Genomic DNA, 13505 nt, shown 5'->3' with positions numbered 1-13505 from the left:
TACTCGCCGAACTGGCTAGCCGAATCACCAGGCGAAAAGGATTCGATGGCCTTCCGGTCGGACGAGTGAATGGGCGAATCGACTTGCGGTACGCACCAATTACGGGTGACTATCTTGAGGTCCTGAAGGTGAGGGTTCTTGACCTAGTACTACAGCCGTAGATCGGGTCGGTGGGCTGCGGTGATGCTGCCTTCGCGTCGTTGGCCTCGATGATTCAGGTAGTGCGTAGGTTGGCCTGATCTGTCCGGTTCGGCGGGTTGAATTGGATGGTGGTCATGGGGGAGTCACGCGTGTCGCTGCGCGCGCCGGTTCCGTGGGCCGGGGGTCGTGCGGGGGCTGCTCCTTCCGGGTTGCGGGGCTGTTTGTCCAGGTCAGGTCGCTTGCGCTAGCCCGGTGAGGGTGGTCCAGGCGGTCGCGATGATCGTGGAGTCGCGCAGGGTGGCCTCGAAGCGGAGCCAGGTCTTGCGGGCGTGGCGGGCGAGGCGTGCCGGGGCGGAATAGATCCGGGCGCGCATGGTCGCGGGTTCGGCCCGGGTCAGGTCGTCGTGGTCGGCCAGACCCAGCAGGCGGGTCCAGGCGTCGAGATCGGTACCGATCGCTGCGGTGTCGAGCCAGGCCTGGTTGACCGCGAGGAGCTTGGAGGGCAGGTGGCCCAGACCGAGGCTCTTGCCGGTCCGGACGCGGTCTTCGACGTTCGCGTGCTGGCGGTGGACGGCGTCGAGGAACTGAGCGTGACCAGCGCCCGGGACCTGCGCAAGGCCCCGGGCGCTGATGTTGGTGGCGGTGATGGCGTACTTCCACCCCACCGACTTCTCCCGTGCGGTGAGCTTCCCCGCGGCCTGGTCTCGGGCGGTGATCGGGACCCTGCGGGCGATCAGCCGCAGACCGGCCGGCCAGCCGTTCTTGCTGATCCGCCCGTTCAGACCGGTGAGCTCGGCGACGTGGCCGTACTGGTCGAACCCGCCGCCGGGCAGCTTCTTGCCCCGGATCGTCCCGTCCTGGTCGAGATACGACTCCCACGCCGTGTCGGGTAGCGCGGCGATCGCGTCCTCATCGGTCTTGGTGATCGTCCACCCGATCGTGAAGGCGACCTTACGACGCGTCGTGGACAGCGCGAGCAGGTGGTTGACGGTCTCGTGGGACGCGCCGGCGCCGTCGATCCGTACCAGCACGCGCGAGTACCCACCGGTATCGGGCAGTTGGGCGAACGCGTCGTCCAGCACGAGGACGTGGTCGGCGGCGGTGTCGGACCCGGCGTTGCCGTTACGGAGCAGGACTCGCAGGTTCTCCCCGGTGTTGCTGCACCAGACCAGCAGCGGGTGGTGGCCGTATCCGCCCTTGAAGTGCCCGGCTGCGCCTTCCTTCTCGGAGTGGGCTTCGACGATCGTGGCGTCCACGTCGACCAGCACCCACCCGGTCAGCGGCTTGCCCGCCACGGTCACCGTCGGGAACCCCTGGGCGCGCGCGGCGAGCATCGCCCAGACCTTCTTCCTCGCGCGGGCTCGTGCACGAGCCACGCGCAGGGAGACACGCGCCTCGGACATCTCTTCCAGGGTGCGCCACACCGTCGTATCCGATCCCGTGATCCCGAACGTGTCGCGATGGTGAGCCAGCAGCGACCCGACCTGCGAGAAGTTCGTCGCACCGCCCACGATCGCGACCGCAGCCGCACCGACCACGACCCCACGATCGAGCTTGTCAGCCCGGCCCGCCCGGAACGCGTTCGCCAGGCCCGCGGTCAGGCCCGCGATATCGGCCATCTTGCGCGGCAGGACCAGCCCCGCATGCCCGACCAGGCCCCGCCCGTCGGCAGCGACTTCCAACCCCGTGTCCCAAGAGATAGTCTTACCCACCGAAAAGGTGCTCCGTCCCTGCTGTGAAGATGCGATCTCGACAATCACATCCTCCCAGGTCAGAGCACCTTTTCTTTACATTGACCCCTCACACAGCCGAATATCCGAGGCTGAGGGGTGGCGTTTATGTTGCAAGTTCTTGTTGGGTTATTGGCAGTGTTTCTGATATTCAACTTTGCTCAAGGGGTCTGGCGCCTATTTCACCTAGACCGAACTGCAGAGCAAGTTTCCAAGCAGCAGCACCGGTTCTTGGTGCGTCGGATTTTTGATCCAGACGGGTTGCCGCATGATCCAAAGAAGCTGCGATTTCTTGCGGGTTTCCTTGCAGTTGGACAGGTGGTGATCTTTGGCGCTGCCCTCATTCTTGGCTTCGTAGTTCCGTTGGGGGAAATCTTCTTAGAGGAGCTGGCCGGTTTGCCCTAGCCTCACGGCTGGAGCGGGTGCGCCGCCGCTACTGGGCGGTGGCGATCGCGTCGGTGTGGGAGTGGCGCGTGTGAAGCGGAGCCGGATCCGTCCTGCGTGGAGGGGCGTCGACGTGCTTCCCGGATCGTGGCGGGCACTGCTGTGCAGAGCAGGAGATGCCCGGTCTGGGCAGCAACGACATAAGGTGCGGACCGCGCGATGGCGGCGTCCGGGCCCCCGTGCCGCTCCGTGACCCCGCATCACCGCGGGTGAAATCCAGGGGTAAGGTGCTGGGCGCCCTCGGCGCACCGGAGCGCCCCATCGCGACCAGGAGTCACCGTTGACCGCACCCACCCCTCCCTCCGACGTCGAGAACACACCCCCGGAGCGCTTCGTCACCGGCGATCCGTACGCCCTGGACGCCGCGGCGGTGAAGGAACCGCCCGTCGGCTGGCGTGCCTCCTCGAAGTTCTTCGGCCCGGGGCTGATCGTCTCCGCGTCCGTCGTCGGCGCCGGCGAGCTCATCACCGCGACCTCGCTCGGTGCCCAGGCGGGCTTCGTGCTGCTCTGGCTGGTGTTCGTCTCGACCATCGTCAAGGTGGCCGTCCAGATGGAGATGGCCCGCTACTCCATCGTCACCGGCGAGGGTGGCATGGAGGGCTACAACCGCGTCCCGCCGCGGCTCGGACGGGTCAGCTGGGTCTTCCTGATGTGGGCGCTCATGGCGATCAGCAAGCTGATCCAGACGGGAGGCCTGATCGGCGGCATGGCCGCTGGCCTGTCGATCCTCCTGCCCCTCGGTCTCGGGCCGCTCTCGCCGGCTGCCATGGCGATCTGGGCAGTCGTCGTGACGGTGATCGCGATCGCGAGCCTGATCGCGAACCGGTACGGGCTGATCGAGAACGTCGCCACCTTCCTGACCATGGCGTTCGTGGTCGTCACCGTCCTCGTGGTCATCGCGCTGCCGTTCAGCGACTTCGCCTACTCCGGGGCCGACCTGGCGTCAGGGCTCAGTCTCCAGCTCCCGATCGGTGCGATCGGGATCGCCCTGACGATGTTCGGCCTGACCGGTGTCGCCTCGGAGGAGATCACCGCCTACACCTACTGGTGCCTCGAGAAGGGGTACGCCCGGTGGTCCGGGCCGAACGACGGTTCCGAGGGGTACCGGCGACGTGCGCGCGGCTGGATCGCCGTCATGCAGAAGGACGCGCTGGTCTCCTGGGTCGTCTACACGGTCTCGACCGCGGCGTTCTACGTCCTCGGGGCAGCGGTCCTGCACCCGCAGGGGCTGTTCCCCGAGGGCAACGAGATGATCCTGACGCTGTCCGAGACCTTCGCGGGCGTCTTCGGCGAGACTGGCCGGGTCGTGTTCCTGATCGGCGCGCTGGCAGCCCTCGGATCGACGATCTGGGCAGCGATTCCGTCGTGGTCGCGGTCCTGGGCCAACGCTCTGTCCATCGTCGGCGTCTTCGACTGGTCCGACAGCCGCGCGCGCAACCGGTGGATGCGGGTCTTCATCGCCGCGCTGCCGATCGTGTGGCTGCTGACCTTCCTCTGGATCAACGAGCCGCTGGTGATGATCATGATCGGCGGCATCGCGGGCGGCATCTTCCTCGCCGCGGTCGCGGTCTCCGCGCTCTACCTGCGCAGCCGTATCGAGCCGGAGCTGCGCGGTGGACGCTTCATCCATGTGGCACTCATCGTCAGCGCCGTCGCCATCATGGCGCTGGGGATCTACTCCGTCGTCACCACGGTGGCCGGCTGAGCACAGTGGCCGGCTGACCACGGCGGCCGCCTGAGCCTCGACGGGCGGCCGCCCGGAGTGACCCTTGCCACGTTTCGGGTCACCGTCATGGCTTGACGCGGGTTCGCGAGCGATTAAGTTAGGTCAGGCAAACCTAAGTTGCGCTCCGCCGTCCGGTCCGGGCGGCGTTCCTTTCGTCTCTACGAGGAGCCTTCCGCATGCCCTCACGCCTGCCCGCAGTGCCGCAGCCTGTGACCAGCCCGCCATCGTCCGGTGCGCGCCACGACACGACGGCCCTGTTGCGCGGAGCCACCGCGAGCACCTATGCGGACACGGTTCGTGCCGTCGCCGACGACGTCGCGGCCCGGCTGGTCTCCGTCACCCAGCCCTTCTCCGGCGCCAGCCGCCCGGAGCTGCAGGGGCTCGTGGACGCCGTCGACCTCGACGGCCCGCCGTCGGGCACCCGGGAGGCGCTGCGCGAGGCGGCGGACCTGTATGCGCAGCACGCGATCTGGTTCCACGAACCCACCTACACGGCGCACCTGAACTGCCCGGTCGCGCTGCCCGCCGTCGGCGCGGAGACCATGCTGGCCGCCATCAACACGTCGGTGGACACCTACGACCAGTCCACCGTCGCCACGCTGATGGAGCGCCGCCTGGTGGAGTGGACGGCCGGCCGCATCGGGTTCGCGGTCACGGGGGCCGCCGGACCGGGCCCTGGTGCGGAGGCCGGGTCCCGCGCCGACGGCATCTTCACCTCCGGCGGCACCCAGTCCAACTTCCAGGCGCTGTTCCTGGCGCGCGAGAAGGCCCGGCGCGCGGGCGTCTCCCTCGGGTCGATGCGCATCCTCGCCACGGCGGCCAGCCACTTCAGCATCGCCAAGTCGGCCCTGCTTCTCGGCCTGCCCGACGACGCCGTGGTCGCCGTCGGCGTGGACGCGGACGGGCGCATGTGCCCCGACGCGCTGGGGAACGCGCTGGTCGACACCGAGCGCACCGGCGACATCGTGATCGCCGTCGTCGCGACCGCCGGGACGACCGACCGTGGCTGCATCGACCCGCTCGGCCCGATCGCCGACCTGTGCGACGCCGTCGGGACCTGGCTGCACGTCGACGCCGCCTACGGCTGCGGCCTGCTGGTGAGCACCACGCGCAGGCACCTGCTGGACGGCATCGAGCGGGCCCGCAGCGTGACCGTCGACTTCCACAAGTCGTTCTTCCAGCCCGTGTCGTCCAGCGCGCTGATCGTGCGGGAGCTGCGCGACCTCGCGCCGGTGGCCTGGCACGCCGACTACCTCAACCCGCAGGAGAACGCGGAGCCGAACCAGGTCGACAAGTCGCTCCAGACCACGCGCCGGTTCGACGCGCTCAAGCTCTGGGTCACGCTGCGCGCGCTCGGGCCCGACGGCGTCGGCGCCCTCGTCGACGCCGTCTGCGACCTGGCCGCCGCCGTGCGCCACGACCTCGCCACCGACCCCGACTTCCGGGTCGTCGGCACCACCGACCTGTCCACCGTCCTGTTCGGCTACCAGCCGGACGGGCTCGACGCCGAGCGCGCGGACGCCCTCGTGCCGCAGGTGCGGCGCGTGCTGTTCGACTCCGGCCGCGCCCTGGTCGCCAAGACCGTCATCGACGGCCGCCCCTGCCTCAAGCTGACGCTGCTCAACCCCGACGCCACGCTCGCCGACATCCGGGGCGTGCTCGAGCTGGTCCGCTCCGCCGCGCACGGCCTGCTCGCCGGGGAGGCCCTCGCCGACACCGACGAGCCACCGTGCCGCGACGTGCACCCCCGGCTCGCCCGCACCGAAGGAGATGCCCGATGAAGGCCTGCGACCTCCTCGGTATCGGGATCGGCCCGTTCGGCCTCGGCCTCGCGGCACTCGCCGAGCCCCTCGAAGACGTCGACGCGGTGTTCCTCGACCAGCGGGACGGCTTCTCCTGGCACGCCGGGATGCTGATCGAGGGGACGACCCTCCAGGTCCCCTTCCTCGCCGACCTGGTGACGATGGCCGACCCGACGTCGCAGTACTCGTTCCTGGCCTGGCTCAAGGCGACCGGGCGGCTCTACCAGTTCTACATCCGGGAGTCCTTCTACCCGCTGCGCGCCGAGTACGACCAGTACTGCCGCTGGGTGGCCGACCAGCTCCCGGCCCTGCGCTGGGGGCGTCGGGTCACGAGCGTCGTGCGGGTCGCCGACCCGGGGGCCCCGGACGGCTACCTGTTCGAGGTGAGCGCCGAGACGCCCGCCGGCGTCGAGAAATACTGTGCCAAGCACGTGGTGCTCAGCACCGGCACGCAGCCCCGCCTGCCCTCTCAGCTCGAGGGCCTTGACGGTGCGGGGCTCGACGGCGCGGGACCCGTGGTGCACACCAGCGACTACCTGCCCCGCCGCGCGGCGCTCGCGGAAGCCGGCTCCGTGACGGTGGTCGGCAGCGGGCAGTCCGCGGCGGAGGTCTACCGCGACCTGCTCGACGGCTGCGGGACCGGGGCGGGGGAGCACCGGGTGGACTGGGTGACCCGCTCGCCGCGGTTCTTCCCCATGGAGTACACGAAGCTGACGCTCGAGATGACGTCGCCGGAGTACACGGACCACTACGTCGGCCTACCGATCGAGCAGCGGGACGTGCTGGGCCGCGAGCAGCGCAACCTCTACAAGGGCATCAGCGGCGACCTCGTCGACGACATCTACGACACGCTCTACCGCAAGTCCGCCCTGGGCGCGGAGGTGCCGACCACGCTCCTGTCCGACACCGAGGTGGTCGCCGCCCGGTTCGACGCCGACGGCGCGGGCGGGGCGGGCGAGTACGTGCTGACCCTGCGCCACGCCCAGCTCGGCACGACGGCGGAGCACCGCACCCGCGCGATCGTCGCGGCGACGGGCTACGCCCCGTCGGTGCCCGACTTCCTGGCGCCCGGCCTGGTCAACCTCGACCAGCGCGGCCGGTACGCCGTCACGCGCGGCTACACCGTCGACGACGACCGCCGGATCCACGTGGTCGGCGGCGAGGAGCACACCCACGGCGTCACGGCACCCGACCTCGGGTTCGGCCCCTGGCGCAGCTCCGTGATCCTCGCCGACGTCACGGGGCGCGAGCCGTACGCGACCGAGCGCCGGATCGCGTTCCAGCAGTTCGGCCTGCCCGCCCCGCCGGTGGATCAGCAGGTCGAGCACGCTACGCAGGTCGAGCACGCTACGCAGGTCGAGCCCGCTGCGCAGGTCGAGCCTGCTACACGGGTCGAGCCTGCTGCGCGGGTCGAGCCTGTCGAGACCGACGACATGGAGGTCGCCCGGTGACCGCTCCCACGACCGTGCACACGTTCACCACGACCACCCGCCTCGGCGAGATCACGCTCGAACCGGTGGTCCCCGCGCGCGACGCCGAGCTGGTCCAGGGCTGGCTCGCCCACCCCGGCGCGTCCTACTGGCAGATGGCCGAGCTGCGGGTCGACGAGGTGCGCGAGTACCTGGCCGGTGTCCAGGCAGGCCCCCACGAGGCGGCCTGGCTCGGCCGCCTCGACGGCGAGCCGGTCTTCCTGACCGAGACCTACGACCCGGCCCGTGTCGTGCTGGCCGACGTCCACGACGCTCAGCCCGGCGACCTCGGCATGCACCTGCTCGTGGCCCCGCCCGCCACACCCCGGCACGGCCTGACCGACGCCGTCATGACCGCCGTCATGCGCTTCTGCCTGTCCGGCGGGCGGGCCGACGGAGAGCAGGCCGACGGAGAGCAGGCCGGCACAGGCCTGGGCGCCACCCGCGTCGTCGTCGAGCCCGACGTCGGCAACCGGAAGATCGCCGCCAAGAACGCCGCCGCCGGGTTCCGGGTGCTGCGCGAGATCGACCTCGGCCGTGGCGCGCACGCCAAGCGCGCGGCCCTGAGCGTCGCGACCCGCGCCGACTTCGCGGCCTCCGCCCTGGGTGAGGGGCCGCTCCCCGACCCTGACCTGCCCAGCCCCGCGATGCTCGCCACCCACCTGACCGCCGACCACATGGAGCACGCCCACCGGCACCTCGTGGCCAAGTCGCTCGCGGAGCTCGCGCACGAGCGCCTGTTCCAGCCCGAGCCGGACGCCCCGGACGACACGGACGACACGGCCGGTGTCCCACCGGACGCCTACCGTCTCGCCCTGGACGGCGTCACCTACCGGTTCACCGCCCGCCGGTACGCCCTGGAGCACTGGGTGGTCGACCCGGCGTCGGTCCGTCGCACGGCCACCGCCGGCATGCGGGGCGACGTCGAGCTGCCCGTGGACGCGCTGGAGCTGATCGCCGAGCTGCAGCCCCTGCTCCAGGTGCCCGACGCCCTGCGCGCGACCTACCTGGAAGAGCTGTCCGCCACGCTGGCCGCCGCGGCAGCCAAGCGCGAGCGCGAGACCGACGGGCACACCCCGTCCGTGCGCGGGCTGCTCGACGCGCTGCGGACGGCGTCGGGCACCCGTGCGGTGGCCGAGTCGTTCCAGCAGGTCGAGGCCGCCATGTCCGAGGGGCACCCCGGCTTCGTCGCGAACAACGGCCGCATCGGCTTCTCGCTGAGCGACTACCGCGCCTACGCGCCCGAGCGCGGGCGGCGCATGCGCATGCTGTGGCTCGCCGCCCGCCGCGAGCACACCCACCTCGCGCTCGGCGCCGACCAGACCGAGGCCGGGCACTACGGCGCCCCCGGCGCACCCGGCGAGCTGTCCGACGCCGAGCGCGCGGCCTTCGCCGACCGGCTCGCCGCCCGCGGCCTCGACAGCGCCGACTACCTCTACCTGCCGGTACACCCCTGGCAGTGGGAGCACCGCGTGGCCATCACGTTCGCCGCCGACGTCGCCCGGGGCGACCTCGTGCCCCTCGGCCCGGGGTCCGACGAGTACCAGCCCCAGCAGTCGATCCGCACCCTGTTCAACCGCACCCGGCCCGAACGGCACTACGTCAAGGTGGCGCTCGCGATCCAGAACATGGGGTTCCTGCGCGGCCTGTCACCGGCCTACATGCGGGCCACCCCTGCGATCAACGACTGGGTGGCCGACCTGGTCGCCGGCGACGAGACCCTGCGCGGCACCGGGTTCAGCCTGCTGCGCGAGGTGGCGTCCGTCGGCTACACGGGCGACGTCTACCACCGCGCTCCGTTGAACAAGGCGCAACCCAACCCGCACCGCAAGATGCTCGCGGCCCTGTGGCGCGAGTCGCCCGTACCGCGCCTGGCCGCGGGGGAGCGGCTCGTCACGATGGCGAGCCTGCTGCACCGCGACGCCGCCGGGACGTCGTTCGCGACCGCGCTGGTCCGGGAGTCCGGTGTCCCGGCGGAGCAGTGGCTGCGCGCCTACCTCGACGCCTACCTGTACCCGCTGGTGCACTGCCTCCTGCGCTACGAGCTGGCGTTCATGCCGCACGGCGAGAACCTCGTCCTCGTGCTCAGGGACGGCGTGGTCCGGCGCACGATCATGAAGGACCTCGGCGAGGAGGTCGTCATGCTCGGCGACCGGCCCCTGCCCGACCGGGTCGAGCGGATCCGGGCGGTCGTCGACGACGACGAGAAGGCGCTCGCGATCTTCACCGACGTGTTCGACGGCGTGCTGCGGCACCTGTCCGGCATCCTCGCCGAAGACGGGGTGCTGGCCGAGGAACGGTTCTGGGCGCTGGTCGCCGAGACCATCGACCGGCACGCCGCCGAGCACCCTGGCCTGTCCTCGGGCGTCGACCTGCGGGCCGCCCGCTTCGCGCACTCGTGCCTCAACCGCCTGCAGCTGCGCAACACCCTGCAGATGGTGGACCTGACCAACCAGTCGGAGTCCCTGATCTACGCCGGCACCCTCGCCAACCCGGCAGGCCGACGGGCCGATCGGCGAACTGATCGGCGAAGAGAGAGATGATGGGAAACGTGGCAGTACAGACCGAGAGCTTCGACCTGTTTCGTGACGACCTCGGCATCCCGCACGTGCGGGCCGCCTCCGAGACCGCTCTGGCCTACGGCCAGGGCTGGGTGACCGCCCAGGACCGGGGGCTGCAGATCGAGGCGGACCGGATGCGGGCCGAGGAGCGGTTCGCCGACCTGGCCGGTGCGGCGGGCGCCGCCTGGGACCGGTTCGCCGCCCGCGAGCGGCTGGCCGCCACGGCCCAGGAGATCCACGACGCGCTGGAACGGCCGGAACGGGCGTGGCTCGCCGCGTACGCCGACGGCGTCAGCGCGGGCCTGCGCGCCGGCGGGCGCGACGTGCCCGAGCTGGCGGGGGTGCCGCACCGGCCGTGGGAGCCGTGGACGCCCATCGGGGTGTTCCTCGCCACGCACCTGCTGTTCAACGGGTTCCCTGGCCTCCTGTGGCGCGCGCACGTGGCCCGGCGCCTGCACGTGCCGGGTGTACCGCTGGAGCGGGTCCTGGCGCTGTTCGCGGCCGACGCCGGGGCGAGCTCCGGCTCGAACGCCTGGGCGGTGCACGGCTCGGGCACCCGGTCGGGCAGCCCGCTGGTGGCGGGCGACCCGCACCGCACGCTCGAGCTCCCTGGCCCGTACCAGCAGGTCCGGCTCGTCTGCACCGACCCGGCGGGTCCCTACGACGTGCTGGGGTTCGCCTTCCCCGGGGTGCCCGGCATCCCGCACTTCGGGCACGCGGTGTCGACGGACGGGGGCTCCGGCGGGGCGTCGTCCGTCGCGTGGGGCATCACCAACGCGGTGGCGCACCACGTCGAGGTCGTCACCGACGGCGCGGACGGCGCCGGGCCGGGCGGCTGGCGGCTGCACTGGCCGGCGCGCGAGCTGTCCGACGTCGGCGTCGCGTCCTGGCGCGCGCTGCTGCACGCCCGCACCGCGCGGGACGTCACCGACGCGTTCCGCGGCTGGGTGGACCCGGTCAACCGGGTGCTCGCCGCGGACAGCACCGGCGAGGTGCTCAGCATGACCGCGGGCAAGGTCCCCGCTGCCGCCGACCGAGCGCTGCCCGCCGTCAAGCCGGCGGACGGGTATCTCGACCTGCCGGCCCCGACCCCCGTGACCCAGGTCGCCGTCGACGCCAACGAGCGGCCACGGACCCAGGCGTCCGCCGAGCTGGACGGCCGACCGGGCTTCGGCCCGCGCGACGTGCGCCCCGGCCGGGAGGCGCACGACCTGGGCTGGTCCTACGCGCCGCACCGCGCGGAACGGATCCGCCAGCTGCTCGCCGCGGCCACCGTCCCCGAGTCGCCCGAGACACAGGCCCGGATCCACGGCGACACCCGCGACCTCGGCGCGCCCGGCCTGGTCGCGCACCTCGCGGACGACACCTCCGCGGCCGCCGTGCGCCTGCGCGCCTGGGTCGCTGCCGGCGCCCACGTCGACGCGGACTCCACCGACGCGGCCCTGTACATGCGGTGGCGCCATGCCATGGCGCACCGCCTCGCCGCCCACCCGGCGTTCGCCGTCCTGCACGAGCCGCACGGGCAGGACCCGCTGCTCGACGCGGCGCTCGACGTCCCGACGGCGGTCGGGGCAGGGCTCGCCCGCATCCTCGCGGCCGACTGGCTGGGCATCGACGGGCCCGCCGAGGCGAGCGCGGCGCTGGCCGAGGTCACGCGGACCGCCGTCGGGCAGCCGCCCGGCCCGGACGAGCCGACCTGGGGCGACCTGCACGTCCCCGCGCCGCTGCACCCGGTGCCGGGCGCGCGCCTCGACGCCGACCCGGTCGCGGGAGTTGTGCCGGCCCCCGTGTCGGGGAACAACGAGTCGGTCCGCTGCACCGGTGGATCACCCGGCGTCGCCCCCACCGCCTACCGCGGCTCCGTCGCCCGCTACGTCTGGGACCTCGCCGACCGCGCCAACAGCCGCTGGGGCGTGCCCTTCGGTGCCGACGGTCGCCCGGGCAGCCCGCACTTCGACGACCAGCACGCGGTCTGGGCCGACGCCGCCACGACCCCCGTCGTCACCGACTGGGACCGCCTGCACCCCGCGGACACCACGCTCCGGCTGCTGAACGGGGCACGCGGCCAGGAGGTGTGGCGCCACGACTTCGGCGCCGACGGCCTCGTCACCGCGCACATGCTCGACCCGGACACCGACGCCGACGTGCTGCACGGCTGGTTCACCCGGCCCCGCGCCGCGTTCTGGGGCATGGGCGAGCACACGCGCGACGAGGTGCGGGACACGTACACGTTCGTCGAGTCCCTGCCCACCCACCACGCCTACCTGGTGCGGTGGGACGGCGAGCCCGTCGTGCTCGTCCAGGCCTACCTCCCCGAGCACGACCCCGTCGCCGGCGCCTACGACGCGCGGCCGGGCGACCTCGGGCTGCACTTCTTCCTCGGCAGCCGGGGGCCGACCGCACGACACGGCTCGCCCCGCGACCCGTGGACCGTGCTCGGGCCCGCCATGCGCGGGTTCCTCTTCGCCGGGCCGGGCACCCGCCGCCTGGTCGGCGAGCCAGACGCGAACAACCAGAAGGCGCTGGACCGCATGATCGCCATGGGCTTCACCGCCGGCGAGCGGGTGTCGTTCCGGTCGCCGCAGGGACCAAAGGAGGCCCGGATGGCCTACCTGACGCGCGAGCGCGCTCTCGCGGGCGGTGCGTTCCGCTAACGTCGCGGCATGCCCACTGCATCGACTTCCCGCCGCACGCTGCTCGTCCGCCCGCCGTCGGCCCGCCTGGCCGACGGCGAGCTCACCCACCTGGAGCGCGTCCCGGTCGACGCGGACCTGGCGGCCGAGCAGTGGCACCGGTACGTGGAGGTGTTCCGGGGCTTCGGCTGGGACGTGCGTGCGGTGCCCGCGGCCGCGGCGCACCCGGACGGCGTGTTCGTGGAGGACGCGGTGGTGGTCTTCGACGACCTCGCGGTCCTGACCCGGCCGGGCGCGCTCGCCCGCCGCGGCGAGGTCGGGTCGGTGCGGCCGGTGGTCGAGGCCGCCGTGCGGGAGCTCGCCGAGATCACCGAGCCGGGCACGCTCGAGGGCGGAGACGTCCTCAAGGTCGGCCGCACCGTCTACGTGGGGCGCACCACGCGCACGAACGCCGACGGCGCGGACCAGCTCCGAGCGCTGCTCGAACCGCGCGGGTGGCGCGTCGTCGAGGTGCCCGTGACCCGGGCGCTGCACCTGAAGTCCGCCGTCACCGCGCTGCCCGACGGCACGGTCATCGGCTACGAGCCGGTCGTCGACGACGTCAGCCGGTTCGCCGACTTCCTGCCCGTCCCCGAGGCGGAGGGCAGCGCCGTCGTCGTGCTGGACGCGGCCACGGTGCTGATGTCCGCGTCCGCTCCGGGTACCGCCGAGCTGCTGCGCGGGCGCGGTCTCACGGTGCTCACCACGCCCGTGACCGAGTTCGAGAAGCTCGAGGGGTGCGTGACCTGCCTGTCGGTACGGGTGCGCTGAGCCGTACGGCTCCGGACGGGTACGCACGGGTACGCACGGGTACGCACGGGTACGCACGGGGCCGTACGGTCCGCACGGTAGGTGCTTACCCGAACTAACAACTTGCGGCCGGCGCGATAATGGACCCGATGCCTCAAACAGCCGACAGTTCGAATCGATCTGATCCTTCGTCCGAGCGCAGCACCTTCG

At 72.1% G+C, this 13505-nt stretch carries 8 protein-coding genes; 7 read left to right on the top strand and 1 reads right to left on the bottom strand.

Features of this window, described 5'->3' with window-relative positions:
• Positions 1–371 precede the first annotated feature (371 nt).
• Positions 372–1823 (bottom strand): IS1380 family transposase, encoded by a 1452-nt coding sequence (locus AB0F40_RS06035; RefSeq protein WP_357465209.1) that lies wholly within the window; start codon positions 1821–1823, stop codon positions 372–374.
• A gap of 147 nt (positions 1824–1970) precedes the next feature.
• Here AB0F40_RS06035 and AB0F40_RS06030 point away from each other — a divergent pair, with 147 nt between their 5' ends.
• The 7 genes from AB0F40_RS06030 to ddaH all read left to right on the top strand — a co-directional run bounded on the left by AB0F40_RS06030 (position 1971) and on the right by ddaH (position 13316).
• Positions 1971–2276 (top strand): hypothetical protein, encoded by a 306-nt coding sequence (locus tag AB0F40_RS06030; RefSeq protein ID WP_357465207.1) that lies wholly within the window; start codon positions 1971–1973, stop codon positions 2274–2276.
• Positions 2277–2595: 319 nt separating this feature from the next.
• Entirely contained in the window at positions 2596–4020 is a 1425-nt protein-coding gene (locus AB0F40_RS06025) for an Nramp family divalent metal transporter (protein WP_357465205.1), read from the top strand.
• 197 nt (positions 4021–4217) lie between these two features.
• A complete protein-coding gene (locus AB0F40_RS06020; protein ID WP_357465203.1) occupies positions 4218–5822 on the top strand; it encodes a pyridoxal-dependent decarboxylase in 1605 nt (534 codons plus the stop codon).
• Complete coding sequence (locus AB0F40_RS06015) at positions 5819–7294, top strand: SidA/IucD/PvdA family monooxygenase (RefSeq protein ID WP_357465201.1); 1476 nt, start codon at positions 5819–5821, stop codon at positions 7292–7294. Before AB0F40_RS06020 ends, AB0F40_RS06015 begins: the two co-directional genes overlap by 4 nt.
• On the top strand, positions 7291–9855 hold the full coding sequence (locus AB0F40_RS06010; protein WP_357465199.1) for a GNAT family N-acetyltransferase: 2565 nt from the start codon (positions 7291–7293) through the stop codon (positions 9853–9855). The genes AB0F40_RS06015 and AB0F40_RS06010 overlap by 4 nt, the downstream gene beginning before the upstream one ends.
• An 8-nt stretch (positions 9856–9863) precedes the next feature.
• A complete protein-coding gene (locus AB0F40_RS06005) occupies positions 9864–12527 on the top strand; it encodes a GNAT family N-acetyltransferase (protein ID WP_357465197.1) in 2664 nt (887 codons plus the stop codon).
• Positions 12528–12536: 9 nt separating this feature from the next.
• Positions 12537–13316, top strand: coding sequence for a dimethylargininase (ddaH, locus tag AB0F40_RS06000; protein WP_357465195.1), 780 nt, complete (start codon positions 12537–12539; stop codon positions 13314–13316).
• Positions 13317–13505: the final 189 nt, after the last annotated feature.

This window comes from Promicromonospora sp. NPDC023987, from assembly GCF_040639055.1.
In the GTDB taxonomy this organism is placed as follows: Bacteria; Actinomycetota; Actinomycetes; order Actinomycetales; family Cellulomonadaceae; genus Promicromonospora.
Note: the sequence above shows the minus strand (reverse complement) of the source record. Positions and strands in the feature narration are given on the sequence as shown.